General features: G+C 64.5%; 16 protein-coding genes. 7 read left to right on the top strand and 9 right to left on the bottom strand.

Annotated elements, in window-relative coordinates; genetic code table 11:
* Positions 1 to 13: 13 nt before the first annotated feature.
* Entirely contained in the window at positions 14 to 1,351 is a 1,338-nt protein-coding gene (locus AC1DMY_RS19100) for a TolC family outer membrane protein (RefSeq protein ID WP_477166443.1), read from the top strand.
* Positions 1,352 to 1,432: 81 nt separating this feature from the next.
* Here the strand turns inward: AC1DMY_RS19100 and waaA are convergent, their stop codons facing one another.
* Positions 1,433 to 2,710: a lipid IV(A) 3-deoxy-D-manno-octulosonic acid transferase gene (waaA, locus tag AC1DMY_RS19095; RefSeq protein WP_477166442.1), complete on the bottom strand. Its 1,278-nt coding sequence runs from the start codon at positions 2,708 to 2,710 to the stop codon at positions 1,433 to 1,435.
* 103 nt (positions 2,711 to 2,813) lie between these two features.
* Between waaA and lpxL the strand changes: the two genes are divergently transcribed.
* Complete coding sequence (gene lpxL, locus AC1DMY_RS19090) at positions 2,814 to 3,731, top strand: LpxL/LpxP family Kdo(2)-lipid IV(A) lauroyl/palmitoleoyl acyltransferase (RefSeq protein ID WP_477166441.1); 918 nt, start codon at positions 2,814 to 2,816, stop codon at positions 3,729 to 3,731.
* 94 nt (positions 3,732 to 3,825) lie between these two features.
* The gene (locus tag AC1DMY_RS19085) at positions 3,826 to 4,740 is read left to right on the top strand and encodes a VirK/YbjX family protein (protein ID WP_477166440.1); all 915 of its coding nucleotides are present in this window, start codon (positions 3,826 to 3,828) and stop codon (positions 4,738 to 4,740) included.
* A gap of 51 nt (positions 4,741 to 4,791) precedes the next feature.
* On the opposite strand, the gene AC1DMY_RS19080 is transcribed toward AC1DMY_RS19085, so the two are convergent.
* The 5 genes from AC1DMY_RS19080 to AC1DMY_RS19060 form a co-directional block, all read right to left on the bottom strand.
* Positions 4,792 to 7,080 (bottom strand): S53 family peptidase, encoded by a 2,289-nt coding sequence (locus AC1DMY_RS19080; protein WP_477166439.1) that lies wholly within the window; start codon positions 7,078 to 7,080, stop codon positions 4,792 to 4,794.
* 561 nt (positions 7,081 to 7,641) lie between these two features.
* Entirely contained in the window at positions 7,642 to 8,421 is a 780-nt protein-coding gene (locus AC1DMY_RS19075) for a glycosyltransferase family 2 protein (RefSeq protein WP_477166438.1), read from the bottom strand.
* Positions 8,418 to 9,689: an O-antigen ligase family protein gene (locus AC1DMY_RS19070; protein ID WP_477166437.1), complete on the bottom strand. Its 1,272-nt coding sequence runs from the start codon at positions 9,687 to 9,689 to the stop codon at positions 8,418 to 8,420. The genes AC1DMY_RS19075 and AC1DMY_RS19070 overlap by 4 nt, the downstream gene beginning before the upstream one ends.
* A gap of 170 nt (positions 9,690 to 9,859) precedes the next feature.
* Positions 9,860 to 10,987, bottom strand: a complete 1,128-nt coding sequence (locus AC1DMY_RS19065; protein WP_477166436.1) for a glycosyltransferase — start codon at positions 10,985 to 10,987, stop codon at positions 9,860 to 9,862.
* A 97-nt stretch (positions 10,988 to 11,084) separates the two neighbouring features.
* Complete coding sequence (locus AC1DMY_RS19060; protein WP_046970205.1) at positions 11,085 to 11,291, bottom strand: zinc-finger domain-containing protein; 207 nt, start codon at positions 11,289 to 11,291, stop codon at positions 11,085 to 11,087.
* A 222-nt stretch (positions 11,292 to 11,513) separates the two neighbouring features.
* Between AC1DMY_RS19060 and AC1DMY_RS19055 the strand changes: the two genes are divergently transcribed.
* On the top strand, positions 11,514 to 12,653 hold the full coding sequence (locus tag AC1DMY_RS19055) for a Yip1 family protein (protein WP_477166435.1): 1,140 nt from the start codon (positions 11,514 to 11,516) through the stop codon (positions 12,651 to 12,653).
* A 59-nt stretch (positions 12,654 to 12,712) separates the two neighbouring features.
* On the opposite strand, the gene AC1DMY_RS19050 is transcribed toward AC1DMY_RS19055, so the two are convergent.
* Together AC1DMY_RS19050 and AC1DMY_RS19045 are read right to left on the bottom strand one after the other, a co-directional pair.
* Positions 12,713 to 13,306: a YceI family protein gene (locus AC1DMY_RS19050; protein ID WP_477166434.1), complete on the bottom strand. Its 594-nt coding sequence runs from the start codon at positions 13,304 to 13,306 to the stop codon at positions 12,713 to 12,715.
* Positions 13,307 to 13,358: 52 nt separating this feature from the next.
* Complete coding sequence (locus tag AC1DMY_RS19045; protein WP_477166433.1) at positions 13,359 to 13,952, bottom strand: malonic semialdehyde reductase; 594 nt, start codon at positions 13,950 to 13,952, stop codon at positions 13,359 to 13,361.
* Between the two features lie 131 nt (positions 13,953 to 14,083).
* Between AC1DMY_RS19045 and AC1DMY_RS19040 the strand changes: the two genes are divergently transcribed.
* Positions 14,084 to 15,064 carry a mitochondrial fission ELM1 family protein gene (locus AC1DMY_RS19040; protein ID WP_477166432.1) on the top strand — a complete coding sequence of 327 codons (981 nt, stop codon included), beginning with the start codon at positions 14,084 to 14,086 and terminating at the stop codon, positions 15,062 to 15,064.
* Positions 15,065 to 15,070: 6 nt separating this feature from the next.
* Here the strand turns inward: AC1DMY_RS19040 and glnE are convergent, their stop codons facing one another.
* A complete protein-coding gene (gene glnE, locus AC1DMY_RS19035; RefSeq protein ID WP_477166431.1) occupies positions 15,071 to 17,923 on the bottom strand; it encodes a bifunctional [glutamate--ammonia ligase]-adenylyl-L-tyrosine phosphorylase/[glutamate--ammonia-ligase] adenylyltransferase in 2,853 nt (950 codons plus the stop codon).
* Positions 17,924 to 18,163: 240 nt separating this feature from the next.
* Between glnE and AC1DMY_RS19030 the strand changes: the two genes are divergently transcribed.
* Together AC1DMY_RS19030 and AC1DMY_RS19025 are read left to right on the top strand one after the other, a co-directional pair.
* A complete protein-coding gene (locus tag AC1DMY_RS19030; RefSeq protein WP_477166430.1) occupies positions 18,164 to 20,065 on the top strand; it encodes an LTA synthase family protein in 1,902 nt (633 codons plus the stop codon).
* A 243-nt stretch (positions 20,066 to 20,308) separates the two neighbouring features.
* Positions 20,309 to 20,602, top strand: coding sequence for a hypothetical protein (locus AC1DMY_RS19025; protein WP_477166429.1), 294 nt, complete (start codon positions 20,309 to 20,311; stop codon positions 20,600 to 20,602).
* Positions 20,603 to 20,612: the final 10 nt, after the last annotated feature.

Genomic DNA, 20,612 nt, shown 5'->3' with positions numbered 1-20,612 from the left:
CATGAGGCAACCCATGCGCTTGAAGCTTCTGACCCTCGCCCTGGCCCTGTCGGCGTTCCCGCTGGCCGGCCACAGCGAGGACTTGCTGGATGCATACCGAGAAGCCCGCGCCAATGACCCGGTGCTGTCGCAGGCGGAAGCCACGCGCCTTGCTACCGGCGAAGGCGTTGCCCAGGCGCGTGCGTTGATGCTGCCGCAGATCAATGGCAGCTATGGTCTGCAACAGCAGTCGACGGGCAGCAATATCACCAACAACACGGTCACCAATCCCGATCTCGGCCATACGCGCACGCGCTCCTTGTCGGCCACGTTGAACCAGACGGTGATCGACCTCAGCCAGTGGGCCAACCTGGCGGCTGCCCGCTCGGCGGCCCGCTCGCAGGACGCGACCTATGACGCCGCCGCGCAGAACCTCTACGTGCGCGTCACCACGGCTTACTTCGGCGTACTTACCAGCCAGGATGCGCTGATTTTCGCCAAGGCCAGCGAAGACTCCTTCAAGCAGGCCTACGACCAGGCTGACCAGCGTTTCAAGGTGGGTCTGTCTGCCATCACCGACGTTTATCAGGCCAAGTCGGAATACGAACTGGCCAAGGCGCAGACTGTCGCCGCACAGAACACGCTCAACGACGCCAAGGAAGCGCTCACCCAGATCACCGGCAAGCCGGTAGGCGAGCTCAAGAAGCTGCGTGAGGATCTGCCGCTGACGCCGCCGGACCCGGCTGATCCGAACGCCTGGGTGCAGGCTGCGCTGCAGTCCAATGCAAGCATCCATGCCAGCCAGTACAGCGTGCAGGCCGCCGAGCACGACATCGACGCCGCTCGCGCCGGCCACCTGCCGACGCTCAACGCCCAGGTCACGCGCGGCAAGAGCACGAGCTGGTTTGAGCAGGCCAGTGCGGCCGGCCTCCGCGGCAACGGCCAGTACGGCACCACGGTTGGCCTCTCGGTGAACGTGCCGATCTTCTCCGGCGGCGCCACCCAGTCCCGCGTGCGCCAGTCGATCTACCAGCGCGATGAAGCCCAGGACTCGCTGGAGTCGACGCGTCGCCAGGTAGTCCGCGACACGCTGAACTTCTATCGCTCGGTCGCCGCCGGCATCAGCCAGGTGGAAGCGAACAAGGCCTCGGTCGACTCCGGCCAGAAGGCACTGGAAGCCACCCGCGCCGGCTTCGACGTGGGTACGCAGACCATGCTGAACGTGCTGAACGCGATTCAGACGCTGACCCAGGCCGAAAGCAGCTACTCGCAGTCGCGCCACCAGCTGGTGCTCGATCAGCTGCAGCTGAAGCAGTCGGCCGGCTCGATCGACGTGAAAGACGTGGAAATGGTCAACTCGATGCTGCAGTAACTCGCATCACCTGAGCTGGAAACGACAAGGCCGGGCAAGTCCCGGCCTTGTCGCGTCAGGGCCCTGCAGACGTCTGGACGTCTATTCCTGCAGCAGGTCGTCGATCATGCCCATCACGCGCTTGACGGCGCCACGCTCGCTGTCGAACACGATGCGCGCCGCGTCGCCCATGCGTCTGCGCTGCGGCGGATCGCGCAACAGTTGCAGCACCACCGGGCCGAGTTCTTCGGCACTGTTCACGCGCGACGCACCGCCTTCGCGAATCAGCGTCAGCGTGATCTCTTCGAAATTGAAGGTGTTGGGTCCCACCAGGACGGGCGTAGAAAGTGCGGCAGGTTCCAGCACGTTATGGCCGCCGATGGGCACCAGGCTGCCGCCCACGAAAGCGAGGTCGGAGGCGGCGTAGAACGGCATCAGCTCGCCCATAGCATCGATCACGAAGACCTGATGAGCCGCCGACGGCACGCGATCGGCGCTGCGCGTACCGACCGTGAAACCCAGGCTTCGCGCGGAGTTTTCCACCAGCTTGAAGCGCTCGGGATGCCGGGGCGCAATCAGCAACAAGGCATCGGGCCAGCGCGTGAGCACTTCCAGGTGGGCTTCGAGCACCGGCAGCTCTTCGCCTTCGTGCGTGCTTCCCGCGATCCAGACGGGCCTCAGATGCCCCCACTGCTGGCGCAGCTCTTCACCCTTGCGTTCGGCGTCATAGGGCACCGGCATATCGAACTTCATGTTGCCGGTGACCACGATCTTGTCCGGGTCGGCCCCGAGTGCGCGATAGCGCGACGCATCGGTAAGCGACTGGGCGGCGATCTGATACACGCAGCGCATGGCCTGCGCCACCAGGTTGCCCAATGGCTTATAGCCGCGCAGCGAGCGTTCGGACAGGCGGGCGTTGACGATCATCAATGGGATGCTGCGGCGGCGGCAGGCAAAGTAGAGATTCGGCCATATCTCGGTTTCCACGATGATGGCCAGTCGCGGCCGTACCCGCTTGAGGAAGCGCGACACCGAGAACGGCAGGTCGTACGGCAGGTACACGTGGAACACGCTGTCACCGAACAACTGGCGCACCCGCTCGGAGCCGGTGGGCGTCACCGTGGTCACCACCAGGGGCGCGTTCGGATAGTCCGCCTGCAAGGCCTTGATCAGCGGCTCGGCTGCGTTGACCTCGCCCACCGACACGGCGTGCACCCATAGGCTGCCGGTGACGCCCGAGGCCTCGAAGAAGCCGAAGCGTTCCCGCCAGCGCTTGTGATAGTCGCCATAGCGCACGCCACGCGCCATCAGCCGCAACACAATCAGCGGCGTCACCAGGTACATGGCGAGGGTGTAGATGTAGCGCAACGGAGAGCCCATCGATCGAGGTGCGCCAGTATATCGGCTCGGGCGCACGGGCCCTGCCCTGCGCCCTGGCTCGCCTCGTTTTGGCTTGTTCCCTACAATGCGGGCGATGCCCGGCATGCCTCGTCCCAGCTTCACCCGCTCCCTGCTCACGCCCACACACTGGCCCGCCTGGCTGGGTGCCGGCGTGATCTGGCTGATCGCCCGCCTGCCGCGCCCCTGGCTGATGGCGTTTGGCCGTGGACTGGGCTGGCTGGTGCAACGCGTGCCCTCGCCGCGGCGGCACGTGGCGGAAGTGAATATCGCGCTGTGCTTTCCCGAACTATCCAAGCAAGAGCAAGCCAAGCTGGTCGATGCCCATCTGCGCGATATCGGCCTGATGATGTCGGAGTTCGCGCTGGGCTGGATGGGCAGTGAGCGCGCGATCGCCAACGTGCCGGTGACCATCGAAGGCCTCGAGCATCTCGAAACGGCGCGTGCGCAGGGCAAGGGCGTGCTGCTGGTGGGCGGGCATTTCTCGCACCTGGAGCTGTGCGCGCGGCTGGTTTCCCAACGCATCCGCATTTCGGGCATGTATCGACGCATGGATTCGGCGGTGTTCGAGTGGGTGGTGCTGCGTGCGCGACTCGATTACGCCGAAGCGATGTTCGAAAAAGACGATATCCGCGGCACCGTGAAGCATCTGCGCAACGGCGGCACGCTTTGGTATGCGCCCGATCAGGACATGCGCAGCAAGGACAATGTGTTCGTGCCGTTCTTCGGCGTGCCGGCCGCCACCATCACGGCGACGCATCACCTAGCCCGCATGTCCGGCGCCGTGGTGATTCCGTTCTACCACCGTCGCCTGCCCGGCAACGCGGGCTACGCGCTGAAGCTGGGCGCTCCGCTCGATGCATTGCCCAGCAAGGATGCGCTCGATGACACTGCACGCGTCAATGTGTGCATCGAGGACATGGTGCGCGCCGCGCCCGAGCAATACCTGTGGGTGCACAAGCGCTTCAAGACCCGGCCCGAAGGCAGCCCGTCGGTCTACTAAAACCTTGCACGAAGCCTACCTACCCGCCGACAGATAAATGACAGTCTGTGCGGGTAAAAAGACTGCCGACTATCCCCACGACCCGCCCCTCAACATGACTTTCCGGCTGTTTTTGCGCTCGCTGCGCCAACGCCGCGATTGGCGTGGCTCGCCCTCAAAGCGCCTCGCCGCCGGCCTGAAATACGTTGCCCGCAGTATCCGCATGGCGCGTCGCCAGTCCGCGTGGCTGGCCGAGCTGTATGGGTCGCCGCGTCTCACCTCGATCCTGGCGCACGATCCGCGCCTGCATGAGCGCTGGCATCACCACTACATCAATCGTCGGGTTGGGCGTGCCGAGCGCATGTCGATTGTCAGCCAGCACTATCGCTTCGTGTTTGGCCAGCTGCCTGCAGCGATGGTGGACGCGGTTTACCTGCTTGGCAGCTATCGCTGGGGAACGCTCGCACTGAAAGACAGCAGCGAGCTGCAACTGGAACTGCGTCGTCCGACCGGTCGCAGCCGCGAAGGCGAGCTGGCGCTGTGCCTGAGCAACACGCAGGGCCAGGTGTTGTCGTCGGCCATCTTCAGCATCACCGATGAAGGCCGCACGCTGCTGATTGGTTGCCTGCAGGGCGCCGCCGCTGAACTGGGGCGCGAAGCAGTGCGCGAACTGACCAAGCAATGCTACGGACTGCGCCCGAAGAACCTGCTGCATTCGCTGCTGCTCGCCTTTGGCTCGTTTGCCGGCGCCACGCAGATCCGCGGAGTCAGCAACCTCGCGCATCCGTTCGCAGGCGAAGCAGACAAGATCAAGGCCGACTACGACAGTTTCTGGGAAGAGTGCCAGGGCGTGCTGCAGCCGGACGGTTTCTTCGCCCTGCCGGCCACTGAGCCCGAGCGCAGCGAACTGCAGGTCGAGAGCAAGCATCGCTCCGCGTTCCGACGCCGCGAAATGCTTCGTCGCGAAGCCTGCGCGCGCCTGCTGGCGGCGCTGCGCGACCAGCCGCTGCCGCTATCGCAGGCAGCCTGACCTCAGCAACAACATCCCCGGCGCAACGCCGGGGATGTCGAGGGACTCCCCTTACTTCACGTTGACGAAGGCCTTCCACGCCTTCAGCAGGTTGTTGGCGTCGACCGATCCCAGGCCAGACGCAAAGCTCCAGCCCGCCTGTGCCGCAAACGCTTCCGTGTTGGCGTTGTACTTGTTGGCATTGCTTGAGGTGAGGCCCACCTGGATCGCCCCGAGGTAGGAGTTCGGCAGCGTGCCGTAGTAGTAGCAGTCGGGCGTCACCACGTCCGGCAATTGCTGCACGCATTGCGTGGCGATGCTGCCCCGCGTGACATTGTGGAACACGCACTTGCCGGTGCCCTTGGCGCCATTGTCCGAGTTGCAGGTCGCCAGCGTGGCAGGCTGTGCGCCCTTCGGGCCACCGTACTCATCGGCAGCGAGCGTGTAGAGCGTCGGCGCCGCATTGCCCTGGTTCGGCGACAAGCCCTTGGCCTCGAGGCCCTGGTCGATCAGGGCCTGGATGCCGGCGAACATCGGCGACGACAGCGACGTGCCACCGATTAGCGCCGTGCTACCGGTGAATCCCGGTGTGCAGGGATAGTAGTAGGAGCACACGATCACCCAGGTCGAACCGCCGTACGAACCACCGAACAAGGCCACGTCGGGTACGTCGCGCGACTGATCCTTCGCGGTGTTGTAGACCAGCCGCTGCCAGGCGGGCTTGGCATTGACCGAGGACGGGCCGCCGCTGCCCGATTCGGAGGTGATGTAGTAACCATTGGGATCGAACTGCAGATACGCCTTGCAGAACGCCAGCGACGTCGCATAACCAAGCGACTTTGCTGCTACCTCATTGCCGCAGGATTCGTTCCACGGAATTTCCGGCACATACGACAGCGCCGAGCCGTACTGGGCGTTGAAGGTCGGGCTGAAATACTTCTTCGTGCTGCCGTCGAGTATGTCGGCCGTATCCGTGCCGCCGACCACGGTGTCATTGGGCGAGGTGCCAAACGCATTCGCATCGATGCCCGCGCCATTGATGAAGAAGCCGTTGAAGCTCGGGTTGGAGCCCGAATCGCCGCTGGATACGAACACGGAAATACCTTCCGCATCCGCCTGCGCCCACATCAGGTCGATCGCCGCCTTGCTCGGTGCATCGACGAAGCCTTCGCCGTATCCGTAGCTGGCACTGATGATGTTGGGACGGTTGCTGCCATTGATCAGATTGGTCGCTGCCGTGACCACGCCACCGAAGAAGTTGGTGGCATTGGAATCGTCGCAACTGGCCAGCCAGATGTTGGCGCCAGGCGCCATCGCCGTCGACCATTCGGCATCGAGCAAGGCCTCGAAGTCGTCTTCGCCGGGGAAGTTGATGGTCGGGTCGATGCAGTTGGTAAAGCCGGTCGCCTGCGGCTGGATTTGCTGGAACGTGCCGCCGTAACTGGTCAGCCCGAACTGGCTGACGAAGTTGGTCCAGTCATCAGGCACCATCGAACTGTCTTCGACCAGTGCAATGGTGATGCCACTACCGGTCAGCCCGCTCGCATAGAGCTTGTCGGTGCCATAGATCTTCGCCATGTCGTACGGCACCAGGCCGCGCGAGCCATTGGTGAAGCTGACGGCTTGCGGCGTGATGCCCGCTGCGGCCGTCTTGGGCTGCTGCACTTTGAAGCGCTGCGAACTCGCATCGAACTGGCCCAGCTTCGGCGCCGTGTGCTGTGCCTGAGGATGGATGTCGTTGAGGCCGGCGACGCCCGCCACCACGCTTTGCAGCGCCTGTGGAATGCTGATGTCGCTGGCATTGGCCACGTGCGCCGCCTTGTTGATGGTGTACTGGTTCATCTGCGTGTGGAACGCGCGCTTCACCTGCCCAGCGTTGCCGCTGAAGTCGATCTGCATCTTGTTCGGATAGACGCCATTGACCGTGAAGCCCTGCGATTTCAGCCATGCGCTGGTGGCGGCAATGTCAGCGTCGGATACGCCAAAGGTCTGGCCGAACTGCTCGGGCGTCACCCATTGGCGGAACTTCGACGAGCCCGGATCGTGCTGGGCGGATATCAATGCATCCAGTGCAGCTTGCCGCTTGGCGCTGCGTTGCAGGATCAGGTTCATGTGATTCATCGCGGCCGCGTCGTCCACTGCCTTGGCCGGCGTGGCGCGGTCGACCAGGCTCAGATGACTGCGTTGCAAGGTGGATGTCGCGCGGCTATCGACCGCCTGCGTCACCCTGGGCGCCTCGGTCGTGTTGATGCCAGCCAGCGCTGCGTTTTGCGCGGTGTTCGATTGTGCCGATGCCACCACCGGCAAGCCTGCGAGGGCCAGGGTCATGGCCCCTAGCAGGTTCAGGTGCTCGTGTTTCATGCAATGTCTCCCTGATGCGATCCATTGAGAACAAGCCCCCCGTTTTCGATCAGCCACAGCTGTTTCCCCTGCATGACCTCCTTTGAGATTCGCGCTGTGCGTAAAGCGAAGTCGCCCGTCGCGCCGCCACACTGGCGACACGATCCCATTGCAGTAAACGTCACCCTAGAACGGCGCGAGAGGGAGCTAGAAAACCTGCTCGCGATGACATCCCACGAAAACCAGGCGAGTGTGGAAGGCGTTTGCCCGGGCCACAACGAGAGCGACGCGAAAACGTGCGCTGGATCGTGACGACTTCATGCACGCCATTCAAATCATCGCGTTGCAGCGTACTCGCGCGTTGTATCAGCAATAGGCCGAGCATGACCCTGTGCGCGCAATTTCGTTCGTCTAAAAAGCGGAATTGACGAACGATTCACGACGCGATGGCGGCTGTGCTGGAGCGGGCATTCCGTGAAAGTAATTTCGGCATGCAAGAGTTTGCGGCCGGCCGTACAGCAAGCTAAATGCGCGCTGAATTTTGCCGGCATCCCATCGCAAAGAAACGCTCGCGTCGCGCGACTAACGCTCTTCACTGCGCGATTTGCGCGATGCCTGTTCCCTCGCCTCGTGCAACTTCGCGTATTTGAGGAAGGCGTAAAACGCACCGGTGACGCTGGCGATGAAACCGGCCCAGCCGTTGAGGAAGTAGCGCTTGCCGATGTATTGCCGCAGGAAGAACACCGGCGGGTAGAACACCATGCGCAACCCGGTAAAGCGCTGCCGCGTGCGCAGTTTGTAGGCCACCATGCCGGTGGTGTAGCGGTTGATCTTTTCCACGCGCGTGGCGATATCGCCGTCGCCGTCATTGACGAAGTCTGCCCGCCGCAGGGTTTTCACCGGGCCGCGTACCTCCACCGCCGAATGGACCTCGACATCGTTCATGCCGCCTCGACGGCGGTCGAACAAGCGTAGATGGCCGTTGCGCCAACTCCAGCGGTGCTGCACTGTCCAGAACATGCGCTCGCGTCGCGGCAGCCGGAAACCGGCATGGCTGGGCTGCTGCAGGGCGCGCTCGATTTCCTCGCGCGTGCCGGGCGAGAGGAGCTCGTCCGCGTCGAGGTTCAAGATCCAATCGTGACTGGCCATGTCATAGGCGCGCTGCTTCTGCGGGCCGTAGTCGTCGAACGGATGCACGGCGACACGGGCGCCATGTTGACGTGCGATCGCGACGGTGTCGTCGGTCGAGCCCGAGTCGAGCACGACGATTTCGTCGGCCCAATCGACGCGGCTGAGGCACGCATCGAGCGTGTCCGCATTATTGAAAGTGATCACCACCACCGACAGCGGCTCTCGCGTCATGCGGCAGCTCCTTGCGACGCGCGGTGCACATAGAGAGCCGCGCACCACAGGCCCAGCAGCCAGGCGAACAACAAGCCCCACCACGCGGAATAGAACGCCAGATGGGTGTTGAGGGGGAACAGCATCGCGCCAAGGGCGAGTGTGGCCGGGAAGGCGCGCGTACGCGCAGCGGCGCCCACTCTGCGCCACATAACGACCGCCCAGGCGATCGCCGCCAGCCAGCAGGCCATCCCGAGCGCACCGGTTTCCGTGAGGACCTCGAGCAGCCATTGATGGGCATGGCAGGCGCCTTCGCCAACGCCACAGCCATCGGCGGTGACGACAAAGCGATCATTGGCTGGCGCATAGGTGGGATACGCATAGCGGTACGCGCGCACGCCGACGCCGTTGATCGGATGCCCCTCGAACATCGCCACGCTGGTGCGCCAGATATCCAGGCGGCCGCTGAGCGCCCAATCGAGCGATTTGTCCGAACCGTGCAGCGCCTCCAGCGTGCGGTCCATGCGCAACTGGAAGCGCTCGGAGGTTTTCCAGGCGACACCGCCGGCCAGCAGGATCACAGCCGCCAAGGCAGTGGCGGCACCAACGAATCGCAAAGGCGAGCCGGTCACCCGCCAGGCAAAACCCAGAGCGACGACGGCGTAGCAAATCCAGGATGCACGCGAACCCGACATCAGCACCGGGCCCAGCAACAGCACGAAGGCAAGGAGCAGCCCCTTGAGACCGTAGCGCCGCAGCGCCACCCACAGCACAAACGGCGACAGCACCGACAGCGATGGGCCAAGTTTCAGGTTCGCGGCGCCAAAGATGCCGGAGATGCGCTCGGGCTCGGCGTGCCCACCCAGGCTCCAGCCGGTCAGAGCCTGCACCCAGGCGTCGAGTGCCCAGAAAGCCACGACGGCGGCAGTGGCCAGATAGAGCGCGTCGAGCTTGTCTTGGCGCCGGATGGCAAAGCAGGCGTACAAGCCCAACGGCACGTAGCGCAGCAGCGCCGCCACCGTGCTCCAGCTCTTGCCGGGCGCCAGTGAGTCCACCGAGGAGATCAGCGCGGCTCCCACATACGCTGCCAGCAGCCACAGCAACAGCCGTGCGCCAGCGTGCTCGCGCAACGCGGACGGATGGCGCACGAACAGCAACACCACGCCGATCAGGCAGAGAAAGGTACCCAGCTCAGCGCTGCGCCCGAACGGCAACAGGGCGATCACCAGCCAGAACGGCAGCAGGGGAGAACGCAGGGCGGCCTTCAGGAATGCAGCGACAGGGCTCATGCGTCAGTCAGTCAGGATGATGCGCGCATTGTAGTGAGCCGCTGCGATTGGCGGGGAGCTTCGAGGCTGCGCAGAATCCCGCCTGGCGGCTCATCTCCCTCACCGTCATTCCGGCGCAGGCCGGAATGACGGTAGGACTGAAGCAACGGCGAGACTGCAACGAGCCTGCGTCAGGCCGCAGTGAGCTCGTCGTACAGGGCCAGGGTGGCCTGCTGCATGTCGGTGAGGCGGTAGTTCTGCAGCATCGGGATAGGCGGCGCCACGCGCAGCAACTCGGCGGCGCGTTCCACCAGTCGCTCGCGGTCGGCGGGCGGCACGCGGCCGGCCGGATACAGCTCGGCCAGCAGCTCGCCCACGCCACCGTGTGCATAGCCCAGCACCGGGCGGCACAGCGACAGCGCCTCGATCACCGTCCGGCCAAACGATTCGGGCTTGTTCGACAACTGCAGCACCAGCGACGAGACGGCGTAGATATCACGCACATCAGAACGCGGCGGCGTCATCACCACCTGCGATTCCAGTCCGCGCGTGCGCACGAGATGACGCAGTTCTTCCACGTAGGCCTCGCGACCGGACTCGATCACGCCCAGCAACAGCAGGCGCACGTCGATGCCGCGACGCTTGAGCTCGGCCACCAGTTCGATGGCGTCGTGATGGCCCTTCAGGCGCGTGCCGCGTCCCGGCAGGGTCAGCAGCGGGCCGCCGGCGAGCGCCGGAAACTCGGCAAAGAATGCCTTGACCCAGTTGTCGTCCGGCCGATGACCGTAGGGAAAAGCGTCGGGATCGATGCCGCGCGGGATCACCCGCACGCGAGCCGGTTCCAGCCACGGGTAATGGCTGAGCATGAAGTCGCGCAGGGTCTGCGATACGGCAATGACGCGCTCGCCGCGCAGCAGGATGGCGCTGTAGCGGCCCGGCGAATTGAGGCCATGCACGGTGGTCACGAAGTGCGGCGCCGGCTTCATGCCCTTGATGGCCCACCAGCCCAGCCAGGCCGGCAGGCGCGAACGGGCATGCACGATGTCGGGCTTGAGCTCGCGCAGCAGCTTGCGCAGCGCGCCAACCTTCATGAAGGTGCCCAGCGACTTGCGACCGATATCCAGCGTGATGTGGCGGCTACCTTCGGCTTCCAGCTGCGACACCATGCGGCCACCGGCGGAAATCACGATGGACTGATGGCCGGCCTGAACCAGAGCACGGGCAATCTCCAGCGCAGACCGCTCCGCCCCACCCGATTGCAGGGCAGGGATCAGCTGGACCACGGTCAGAGACCGCGCTGGTGTAGCGATTGCTGACATGATTTGTTCGAAAGGTGCCTTCATTCCTAGAGGCAAGCAGCAATCGTGCCGAAATGCGCGGCCGATATGGTTTCAGTTGTAACTTTCGAGGTCGAAGTCAGTCGCGAAGCACGTAATGCGCGCCGCAATAAGGACATGTGGATTCACCACCGTCCTCTACGATCGGCAAATAGACCTTCGGATGGGAGTTCCACAGCGCCATGCCGGGCATCGGACAGGACAGCGGAAGGTCCGAGCGCGTCACTTCGTAACGATTTTCGGCATTCGCCGGGATCAGCGGGGCAGCCGCAGGGGAACGCGACATGGGGTCAAACTCCATCAGGACACCAGACCCACCATGTTAGCAGGCCAATCCCACATCGCGACGCGGCGGGCGGCGGACTGCGACCTAGGGCATAGTGCGGGCGACCAATGTCGGGGGCTTCCCCGGCGGCCGAGAATGCCCGTCGCGCATGGGGAACGAACGGTCCGCGATCCGACAGCCGGTGGATGGCGGAAACTGGCACATCCTGAAGCAGGAGCCGTCATGGACTTCGGAAAGATCTTCAGTCGCATCAAGGCCATCCTCAGTTCGCCACTGACCGAGTGGCCGGTGATCGCCGCCGAGCCCGCTACCGTCGGCGGCCTGTTCCGCAACTACATCTGCATCGTCGCCGCCCTACCGGTGATCGCCTACTTCATTCGCGGCAGCCTGATCGGCCACGGCGGCTGGGGCATGCACCTGCATACGCCGCTGGGCCTGGGCTTGCTCGGCCTGGTCCTGCACTACCTGCTGACCCTGGTGGTGGTCTATCTGGTCGCACTGATCGTCAATGCGTTTGCGCCGAGTTTTGGCGGCAGCAAGGATTCCGTGCAGGCGCTCAAGACGGTGGCCTATGCCTGGACGGCCGGCTGGGTCGCCGGCATCGCCATCATCATTCCGTGGCTCGGCTGGCTGGTGGCGATCGCCGGCGTGATCTACGGCATCTACCTGCTCTATCTCGGACTGCCGCATACGATGCGCTGCCCACCCGAACGGGCCGGTGGCTACACCGCGGTCATCGTCATCATCGGCATTGTGCTGAGCTGGATCGTGGGCTTGATCATGACCGGCATCATCGGGACCGCGGCGCTCACCGGCGCGTCGATGGCCGGCATACATGCAACCCGTAGCGATGGCAGCACGGCGACCGTCGATGCGGACAACCCGCTCGGCAAAACGGTGGCCGTGTCGCTGTCACCCGAGACTTTGCGCGGCTTCCTGCCCGAAGAGCTCGATGGCATGAAACGGAGCGACTTCAACGCGCAACGCTCCGGCGCGGTGGGCATGCAGATCTCGACCGCGTACGCCAACTACAGCGACGGCAAAGACCGCAACATCAAGATCGAGCTGGCCGACACCGGCAATATGCGCGGCATGATGGCCATGGCCAGCGCGGTGGCTCATTCGACCGAGCAACAGAGCGACCACGGTTACGAGAAGACCTATACCGAGCACGAGCGGCTAGTCCACGAAGCGTGGGACTCGCAGGCCAAGACGGGCGAATTCGGCGTGATCGTCGCCAACCGTTTCTCGGTCAAGGCGAGCGGCAGCGGCGCCAGCATGGACGACTTGAAGCGGGCCGTGAACGATATGGACCTGGACAAGCTGTCGGCGCTGAAAGACGAAGGCGTCAGCAATCGCTGAGCCTAAAAAAGAACAGGCCCGCGCCGTAAGCGCGGGCCTGCTCATGCCCAGCGTTGGGCTTACTTGGCGGCGTCGGCCTTCGGCACCGAAGCCTCGGTCGTGATGCGCACCTTGATCTCGTCGCTGACGTTCGGCACGTAAGCACCCACGCCGAAATCAGAACGCTTCAGCGTGGCAGTGGCGTCGAAGCCCACCGTCGCCGTCTTCATCATCGGATGCTCGCCGCTCTTGTTGAGCGTGGCGTCCAGCGTCACCGGCTTGGTCACGCCGTGCACGGTCAGGTCACCCGTGACCTTGTACTTGTTGCCGCCAGCGGCCTGCACCTTGGTGCTCTTGAAGGTGACGGTCGGGTACTTGTCGGCGTCGAAGAAATCCGGCTTCTTCAGGTGCTCGTCGAGCGCGCTCACATGCGTGTCGAGGTTGGCCAGCGGCAGGGTGACGTTGACGGACGACTTGGAGGCGTCCTTGTCGTCGAACACGATGGTGCCGTCGCCCAGGCCGAGGTTGGCCGTGGGGTTGGAGAAACCGAAGTGGTTCCAGCTGAACAGGACCATGGTGTGGCCCGGATCCATCTTGTAGGTCACCGGGGCGGCCTGGACGGACACGGCAGCGCTGATCAGGCCAGCAAGAACGAGGTAACGAAGTGCACGCATGGGTTGAATCTCCATTGGGTTGGGGGTTGTCGGACCGGTGCCGGTGAAGGCGTCAGGCGATCCGGCAAGCTTCTTCGAACGAGAGGCGCGGGCTGCGCGGGAACAGGTCGCGGCTGGCATCGCCATAGCCGATGTTGACCAGGAAGTTGGACTTCACCGTGGTGCCCGCAAAGAAGGCGCTATCCACGCCGGCATTGTCGAAGCCGGACATGGGGCCGCAATCCAGGCCTACCGCGCGCGCGGCAAGCATCAGGTAGGCGCCCTGCAGCGAACCGTTGCGGAAGGCGGTGATATCGATCAGCGGCTGATTGCCGGCAAACCAGCTGCGCGCATCGGCGTGCGGAAACAGGTGGGGCAGCTTTTCGTAGAACTCGTGGTCGGTGCCGACGATGGCGGTGACCGGCGCGGCCAAAGTCTTGGCGCGATTGCCGTCAGACAGGAACGGCGCGAGCTTGTCCTTGGCCTCTTTGGATTTCACGAAGACCACACGCATCGGCGAGGAATTGGCGCTGGTCGGGCCGAACTTGGCCAGTTCGTAGATCGCGTGCAACTGCTCGTCGGTCACTTCCTTCGGCAGCCACGCGTTATACGTGCGCGCCGTGCGAAACAATTGGTCGAAGGTCGCCTCGGAAAGCTTCTCGCTCATGGGTATCCTGTGTGCATGGCGCGCCGGCAGCGGCGCAACGACCCCCAGTGTAAGCGGGGTCGCAGTCAAACAGGACCCAGGCCAATGGAACGAACTGTACCGTCCAGGGAAACAATCCGGCGGCCAGGACCATGCTGAAGCCGCGCGGCGACTGCTGGGTCATCACGGATGGCGCGGCCGGCAACCAGCGCCAGGCGCTGGCGCTGGCCGAGTTGCTGGAGATGCCCGTGCGGCACCTGCAGCTCGCGCCCGCGGCGCCCTGGTCGTGGCTGGCGCCTCATCTCACCCTTGGCGCCCGGCTGGCGCTCGATCCCATCCAGCGCCAGCAGTTCGCGCCACCGTGGCCAGCCGTGGCTATCGGCTGCGGACGATCCGCCGCGCTTTACACCCGCTTGCTGCGCTCGCTCAGCGGTGGCGCCTGCTACACCGTGCAGATCCTTGATCCGCGGATCGATCCTGCGCACTGGGACACGGTGATCGCGCCCCAGCACGACCAACTGACCGGCCGCAACGTGATCCGCCCACTCGGTTCGCTCAATCCTGTGGACGAGGCCTGGCTGCAAGATGGCCGCGAGGCCGATCCTGCCTTCGCAGCACTGCCGCGGCCGCGGATAGGCGTCCTGTTGGGCGGACCGCGCAAGGGTGTGACGTTCAACGAGGCTTATATCGACCAGTTGATCAGCGGCCTGCACGCGCGACGCCGCCAGGACGGCGGCAGCCTGTTGGTGCTGGCCTCGCGGCGCACGCCAGCAGACTTGGTGGAGCGCATGCGCCAGGGCCTGGGCGATGTGCCCGGGCTTGTATGGGCCGGCAATGACGACGGCGGCAATCCCTATCCTGGCGTGCTGGGCTGGGCCGACCGCCTGGTGGTCACGCCCGACTCGGTCAATATGCTGTCCGAAGCCTGCGCTGTGGGTTGCCCGGTGCATACCTTCGTGATGGGCTCGCTGCCCGACAAACTCGAGCGCTTTCACCGCGCCCTGCGCGACGCCGGGCTGCTGCATTCGCTGGATGCCGGCGATACGCCCCCGGTGCCACCGCTGCGCATCACCGGCACCATTGCCGCCACGCTGCGCGAGCTGATCGTGCTCAGGCAGAACGAGGCGGCCTGAGCTTCATCAGAAGCGGAATCCCAGCTCCGTCGTCACTTCTTGCACGCTGCTGCTGAGGCGATCCAGTTCGCCATCGCGAGGTGCGATGCGCGAGCGCAGGTCGAGCGTACAGGCCAGTGCGCGATGCAATAGCTCTGCATGCGCTTCGGCGAACACGCCGGCCTGTCGGCCATCGAGCAGGCCGGCGTTACGGCAGGCTTCAATCAAGCCGGCGTTGGCGGTGATATTGAGCAAGGCGGGACGTTCCGACGCATGCGCCAGCACCAGGCCCTGCAGCGCGAACTCGATGTCGAGCAGGCCGCCATGACCTTGCTTGAGATCGAATAGCTGCGCATCGGAGCGATCGCGTTCCGCCCGCCAGCGCTGGCGCATGCTGCTGACTTCCTGCAAGACGGAGGCGCGTTCGCGCGGCACCGCCAGCACGTCGCGGCGCACCGTGGCGAGATCGGCGTGCAGTGCGGCGTCGCCCGCGATCGGACGAGCACGCAGCAGCGCCTGGTGTTCCCAGGTCCAGGCGCGGCTCTTCTGGTAGGCCTCGAATGCATCGAGGCTGCTCACCAGCAAGCCTTTGGAGCCGTCGGGCCGCAGGCGCGTATCCACTTCATACAGGCGGCCTGCGCGGGTGAGCACGGTCAGCCAGTTCATCACGCGCTGCGCGAGGCGCTGATACCAGCGCGAACCTTCCAGCGGACGCGCACCATCGCTCATCGCGTGCGCGCGCTTGCTGTCGTAGACGAAGACCAGGTCCAAGTCGGATGCAAAACCAAGCTCCTCGCCGCCCAGGCTGCCGTATCCGAGCACTGCAAAGCCGATGCCGTCGCCGGGCAGGCGACCATGTTGGGCAGCAAGTTCGCGCTCGGCCAACGCGGTGACCGCCAGCACGATGGATTCGGCCAGCACCGCCAGGCGTCGCGCCGTGGCGACGGCATCGGCGCGACCATCACTAAAAGCCAGACCCAGGCGAAACGCCACGCTTGCCTTGAATTCGTTGAGGCGTTCGAGCTCCGCCTCGGCCTCGCGTTCGTCCAGTGTCGCCAGCACGCGGGTGATTTCCGCGCTGATGTCGGCGCGTTTAAGTGGAAGCTGATCGATGCGAGGGTCGAGCACGTCGTCCAGCAGCAAGGGCTGCGCAATCACGCGCTCGGCAAGGAAGGCGTTTTCGGCAAACAAACGCGCCAGGCGCAGACGCGCCGCAGGCTGCTCTTCGAGCAAGGCAAGATAGGACGAACGCCGCGCCACCGCCTGCACCAGCCGACACAGACGAAGCAGGCAGGCCACGGGTGCCACGCTGTTGCGCGCCACGGCCAGCAGCTGCGGCATGAGACGGTCGAGCTGCTCGCGCGAACGCTGTGACATGGCTCGCACAGATGCGGCCTGGCTCAGTTTCAGCAAGGCTTCGGCCGCTTCGCCGCCTGGCGTGAAGCCGGACGATTCCATCACGCCGGCATTCAGCGATTCGGCACACGCCTGCTGCCACAGGGCCACGTCGGCCACCGGCGCTGCTGCCGTCCGTCCGCCCTGCGGCATCAGCACTTCGGCAAATTCCTCGCTGACCTTGGCGCGATGGGCCGCAAGCTGCTCTTCCAGCTCTTCCCAGCTGCCAAGGCCAAGGCCGAGCGCGATGCGTTCACGGCTGAGTGCGTCTGCCGGAATATCGTGCGTCTGCGCGTCGCGCAACATCTGCACGCGATTTTCCACGCGCCGCAGAAACACATAGGCTTCGCGCAACTCGCGCGCACGCGCCGCGCTGATATGGCCGCGTGCCTCGCAGGCGGTAAGCGCGGGTAGCAGGCCGCGCACGCGAAGGCTGGGTTCGCGACCGCCGCGGATCAACTGCACCAGCTGGACGATGAATTCGATCTCGCGGATGCCACCGGGGCCAAGCTTGAGATTGTCGGCCAGATCCTTGCGCGCTACTTCCGCGTCGATCAGCGACTTCATCTCGCGCAAGCCCGCGAAGGCGGTGTAGTCGAGGTATTTGCGATAGACAAAGGGACGCAGCAAATCCTGCAGCTCCTTGCCCGCATGGCGATCGCCGGCCACGGGGCGCGCCTTGATCCATGCATAGCGTTCCCAGTCGCGTCCTTCGCTCTGGTAGTACTGCTCCATCGCCGAAAACGGCAAGGCCAGCCGGCCGGCATTGCCGAACGGACGCAGGCGCAGGTCCACGCGCGCGCAGATGCCGTCGACCGTCGGCTCGTTGAGCAGGCGCACGAGTTGGCGCGCGAGGCGCACGAAGTATTCGCTGTTGTCGAGCGTACGCGTGCCGTCGCTCTGCCCGCTGTGCGGATAGGCGAGCACCAGGTCGATGTCGGACGAGAAGTTCAGCTCGCTGCCGCCGAGCTTGCCAAAACCCACCACCACCATGCGCTGCAGTTCGCCGTCGTGGCTGCGGCTATGCCCATAGCGATCAGCCAGCACGCGTTCGGACCATTGCAGCGACGAGGCCAGCAGCACTTCGTAGAGCACACTGGTGGCGGACAGGGTCTCGGGCAATTCATCGAGACCGTTCACATCGCGGAACACCAGGCGCAATGCCTCGGCGTGACGAAAGCGTCGCAGCTGCGTCAGGCAGGCCGCCTCGTCGTCGGCAAGCTTCAGCGCATCGATTCGTGCGCTGGCATCGCTGCCCGAGCGCAGGCGTTCAAGTCCTTGCGGCGCAAGCAGCTGCGGTTGGCGCAGCCAGGTATCGAAGGCGAAGTCGCTGGCGAGCAAGGTGCGCCGAATGCGTTCGGCCACGCCGGCATCGTCATGCAAAGGCACGCCCATCTGGCGGCATCGCGCGATCAGGTCGCGGTAGCGATCGTCGATCAGCGCACGCAGCGCCGGGGATTCGGTGGGCCTATGGATCACAGTCATCCGATCATTTTGCCGCAGAGTCCTGCGCCTTGCCGCGCGCACACTCAAGCCAAGGTTCCGCAGTATGACCGGCGCATGACCAGATACCGCACTCTTTGCCGACGGCGTGCACGCTGACGACGCATCGGGCGTTGCCATAGAGGCAGTTACGGGACACAGGCCCGTTCCACCAACAAATGGTTCAGATCCAGGACATTACATTCCCGTTTCCGAGCCATGACAGCCAGCCCACAGGGTGCCATGACCACCTCAACGACTCCAGCCGCGCTGCGCGCGCGCTCACTGCCCGCCCGGCTTGCGATGGTGTTCGCGCTGGGCGTCGTTTTTACGCTACTGACCGGGATGGTCGACGGCGGTATCGGCGTAGGCCCGATGCAGGCGCTCAACCAGCCGATCTTCCTCATCGCCAATGCGCTGCCCGGCCTGCTGCTGGCATCGCTGCTGCTGGTATTGAGCCGCCGGGCATGCCTGTCGTTCGGCCTTGCCTTCCTGCTGCAGACGCTGATCTACGCCATCAACTCGCTGAAAGTGAGCAACCTCAACACGCCGCTGATGCCCGCGGACTTTCGCATGCTGGGCCAGCTGCGACGCGGCGGCCTGAAGTTGCTGGGCACCTATCTGCCGGCTAGCCCCTGGCCCTATCTGGCGCTGCTGGCCGCGGTGGCCATCATCGTCGTCGCATGGCGGATCGAACCGCCGATGTTCGCGCGCCGCACGCGTGGCAAGCGCCTGGTTTCCGGCGTGGCCTTGCTGTTGCTGATGGGCACGCTCCTCGCAGGCCTGCCTGGCTGGATGAAGCTCTATGGCGGTCACCATCTGTGGATGGAACCTTGGTCCGCCACGGCCACCGCCGACCATTCGGGCCTGGTCAGTTCGCTGATGATGTTTCATCTGCAACAGGGTCATGCGCGCAAGAAGCCTGACCCTGCGGCAGCACTGCAGCTGATCGAACGCTCCGATCTTGCGCTACGCACGTATCTGCAGGCACCAGTACGCAACAACGGCGAGGAACCGGACATCGTCGTGGTGCAGAGCGAGTCGTTCTTCGATCCGTCGATCATGAAGGGCTACGAGCACGCCGACCTCGCGCCGAATTTTCACCGCCTCGCTGCGCAGGGAGAGAGCGGCCCGTTGCATGTGCCCACCTTTGGCGGCGGCACCATCCGCACCGAGTTCGAAGTGCTGACGGGTTTGTCGCTGCGCTATTTCGACGACATGCAGTTCCCGTATCTGCAGATGAATCACAAGGTAGTACCGAGCATGGTGCGCGTGCTGCGCTCGCATGGCTACGAGACGGTCGCCGTGCATGGCAACGACCCGCGCTTCTGGAATCGCAACACCGCGTTCCAGGCGATGGGTTTCGACCGCTTCGTCTCGCGCTCGTCCTTCCCCACCCATGCGGCGATGGACGGTCAGTACATGGCCGACAGCGCGATGACCGATGAAATCATGACGCAGCTCAAGAATGCGGGGCCGCCTCAATTCGTATTTGCCATCAGCATCGAGGCACACGGCCCCTATGACGTGGCTCCGGTGCACACGGCCGAGCGCGACGCGATCGCCGTACCCGATGGCATCACCGGCCAGAACAAGCTCGAGCTGCAGACTTATCTGTACCACATGCGTCACGCCGACCAGGAGCTGGGCCGCCTGGCGGAACTGCTCGCACAGCGCGAGCGCCCCACACTGCTGCTGTTCTATGGCGATCATCTCCCTGCGCTGACCGATACCTACAACACCGCCGGCTTCGTCGATGGCAAGGACATGCTCAGCCAGGCCGGCGCCTGGCTGCTGGTCAGTCCACGCAATCCCGCGCCGGCAAAGCACGAGGCGCTGGCCTCATGGATGCTGCCCGGTCGCCTGCTGGCGCAGGCCGGTGTGCGTGACGATGCCTATTTCGCGCTGACCCAGGTGATTGCTCCGCAACTGGCCACGCTGACCCATGCACCCGGCGCGCCGCCGGAAGCCGAAGACAACTCCGAGCATCAGGAAGACGACGATATGGCCAACGTCGCCCTGCTGCGCATGAAGGGCAAGCTCGACGCGCTCTGGCCCAAGGCAGAGGCGCAGACGGCAGGCTTGATCGAGGAGGCGCCACTGGACCGATCGGGTGAGGTCGAGTCGGCCGGCGCCAGGCAATAACGGCATTCTAACGCCGCCGTTCGAATGGACGTCCAAACGAAATGAGCGTGGCGGCTGTTTTCCACGCTTTTCAAGCCGTGTGAAAACGCTTTCTGCAACGCTTCATAACGAAGATTCAGCGATCTGTCTGCGCGCTAAAGGGAGCCTGTTCGGTTCAGCTTCGGTATGGCGATGTGCATCTAGCTTCGATTCCAGCCACGAAGCAACGCCTTCGCTGGCATTCCCACACTGGAGGTTTACCTCATGCGCAAGACCATGCTCGCCGCTCTCCTTGTCACTGCCGCTTCCGTCCTGACCGTTCCCGCGTTTGCACAGGACGCCGCTGCAGCGACGAAGACCGAAGCCAGCGCGACCACCGCCGGCGCGGCAGCGAAGGACACGGCCAAGGCTACCGATCAGGCCGCCAGCAAGACCACCGACACTGCGCACAAGACGGCCAAGCACAGCGGCCACAAAACCAAGGCCGCGGCGACGGACGCCACCAAGACCGACGCTGGCAAGACCGAGGCAGCCGCTCCGGCCGCCGCCCAGCAGTAAGTCGCTACGC

The organism is Dyella sp. 01L423 (genome assembly GCF_056399945.1).
The sequence above is the reverse complement of the archived record's forward strand: the minus strand, read 5'-3'. Positions and strand labels throughout refer to the sequence as shown.

Excerpts from the sequence above, each read along its gene's own strand:
- AC1DMY_RS19100 (WP_477166443.1), top strand. The coding sequence starts at position 14 with ATGCGCTTGAAGCTTCTGACCCTCGCCCTGGCCCTGTCGGCGTTCCCG.
- waaA (WP_477166442.1), bottom strand. The coding sequence starts at position 2,710 with ATGGGCTCTCCGTTGCGCTACATCTACACCCTCGCCATGTACCTGGTG.
- lpxL (WP_477166441.1), top strand. The coding sequence starts at position 2,814 with ATGCCTCGTCCCAGCTTCACCCGCTCCCTGCTCACGCCCACACACTGG.
- AC1DMY_RS19085 (WP_477166440.1), top strand. The coding sequence starts at position 3,826 with ATGACTTTCCGGCTGTTTTTGCGCTCGCTGCGCCAACGCCGCGATTGG.
- AC1DMY_RS19080 (WP_477166439.1), bottom strand. The coding sequence starts at position 7,080 with ATGAAACACGAGCACCTGAACCTGCTAGGGGCCATGACCCTGGCCCTC.
- AC1DMY_RS19075 (WP_477166438.1), bottom strand. The coding sequence starts at position 8,421 with ATGACGCGAGAGCCGCTGTCGGTGGTGGTGATCACTTTCAATAATGCG.
- AC1DMY_RS19070 (WP_477166437.1), bottom strand. The coding sequence starts at position 9,689 with ATGAGCCCTGTCGCTGCATTCCTGAAGGCCGCCCTGCGTTCTCCCCTG.
- AC1DMY_RS19065 (WP_477166436.1), bottom strand. The coding sequence starts at position 10,987 with ATGTCAGCAATCGCTACACCAGCGCGGTCTCTGACCGTGGTCCAGCTG.
- AC1DMY_RS19060 (WP_046970205.1), bottom strand. The coding sequence starts at position 11,291 with ATGTCGCGTTCCCCTGCGGCTGCCCCGCTGATCCCGGCGAATGCCGAA.
- AC1DMY_RS19055 (WP_477166435.1), top strand. The coding sequence starts at position 11,514 with ATGGACTTCGGAAAGATCTTCAGTCGCATCAAGGCCATCCTCAGTTCG.
- AC1DMY_RS19050 (WP_477166434.1), bottom strand. The coding sequence starts at position 13,306 with ATGCGTGCACTTCGTTACCTCGTTCTTGCTGGCCTGATCAGCGCTGCC.
- AC1DMY_RS19045 (WP_477166433.1), bottom strand. The coding sequence starts at position 13,952 with ATGAGCGAGAAGCTTTCCGAGGCGACCTTCGACCAATTGTTTCGCACG.
- AC1DMY_RS19040 (WP_477166432.1), top strand. The coding sequence starts at position 14,084 with ATGCTGAAGCCGCGCGGCGACTGCTGGGTCATCACGGATGGCGCGGCC.
- glnE (WP_477166431.1), bottom strand. The coding sequence starts at position 17,923 with ATGACTGTGATCCATAGGCCCACCGAATCCCCGGCGCTGCGTGCGCTG.
- AC1DMY_RS19030 (WP_477166430.1), top strand. The coding sequence starts at position 18,164 with ATGACCACCTCAACGACTCCAGCCGCGCTGCGCGCGCGCTCACTGCCC.
- AC1DMY_RS19025 (WP_477166429.1), top strand. The coding sequence starts at position 20,309 with ATGCGCAAGACCATGCTCGCCGCTCTCCTTGTCACTGCCGCTTCCGTC.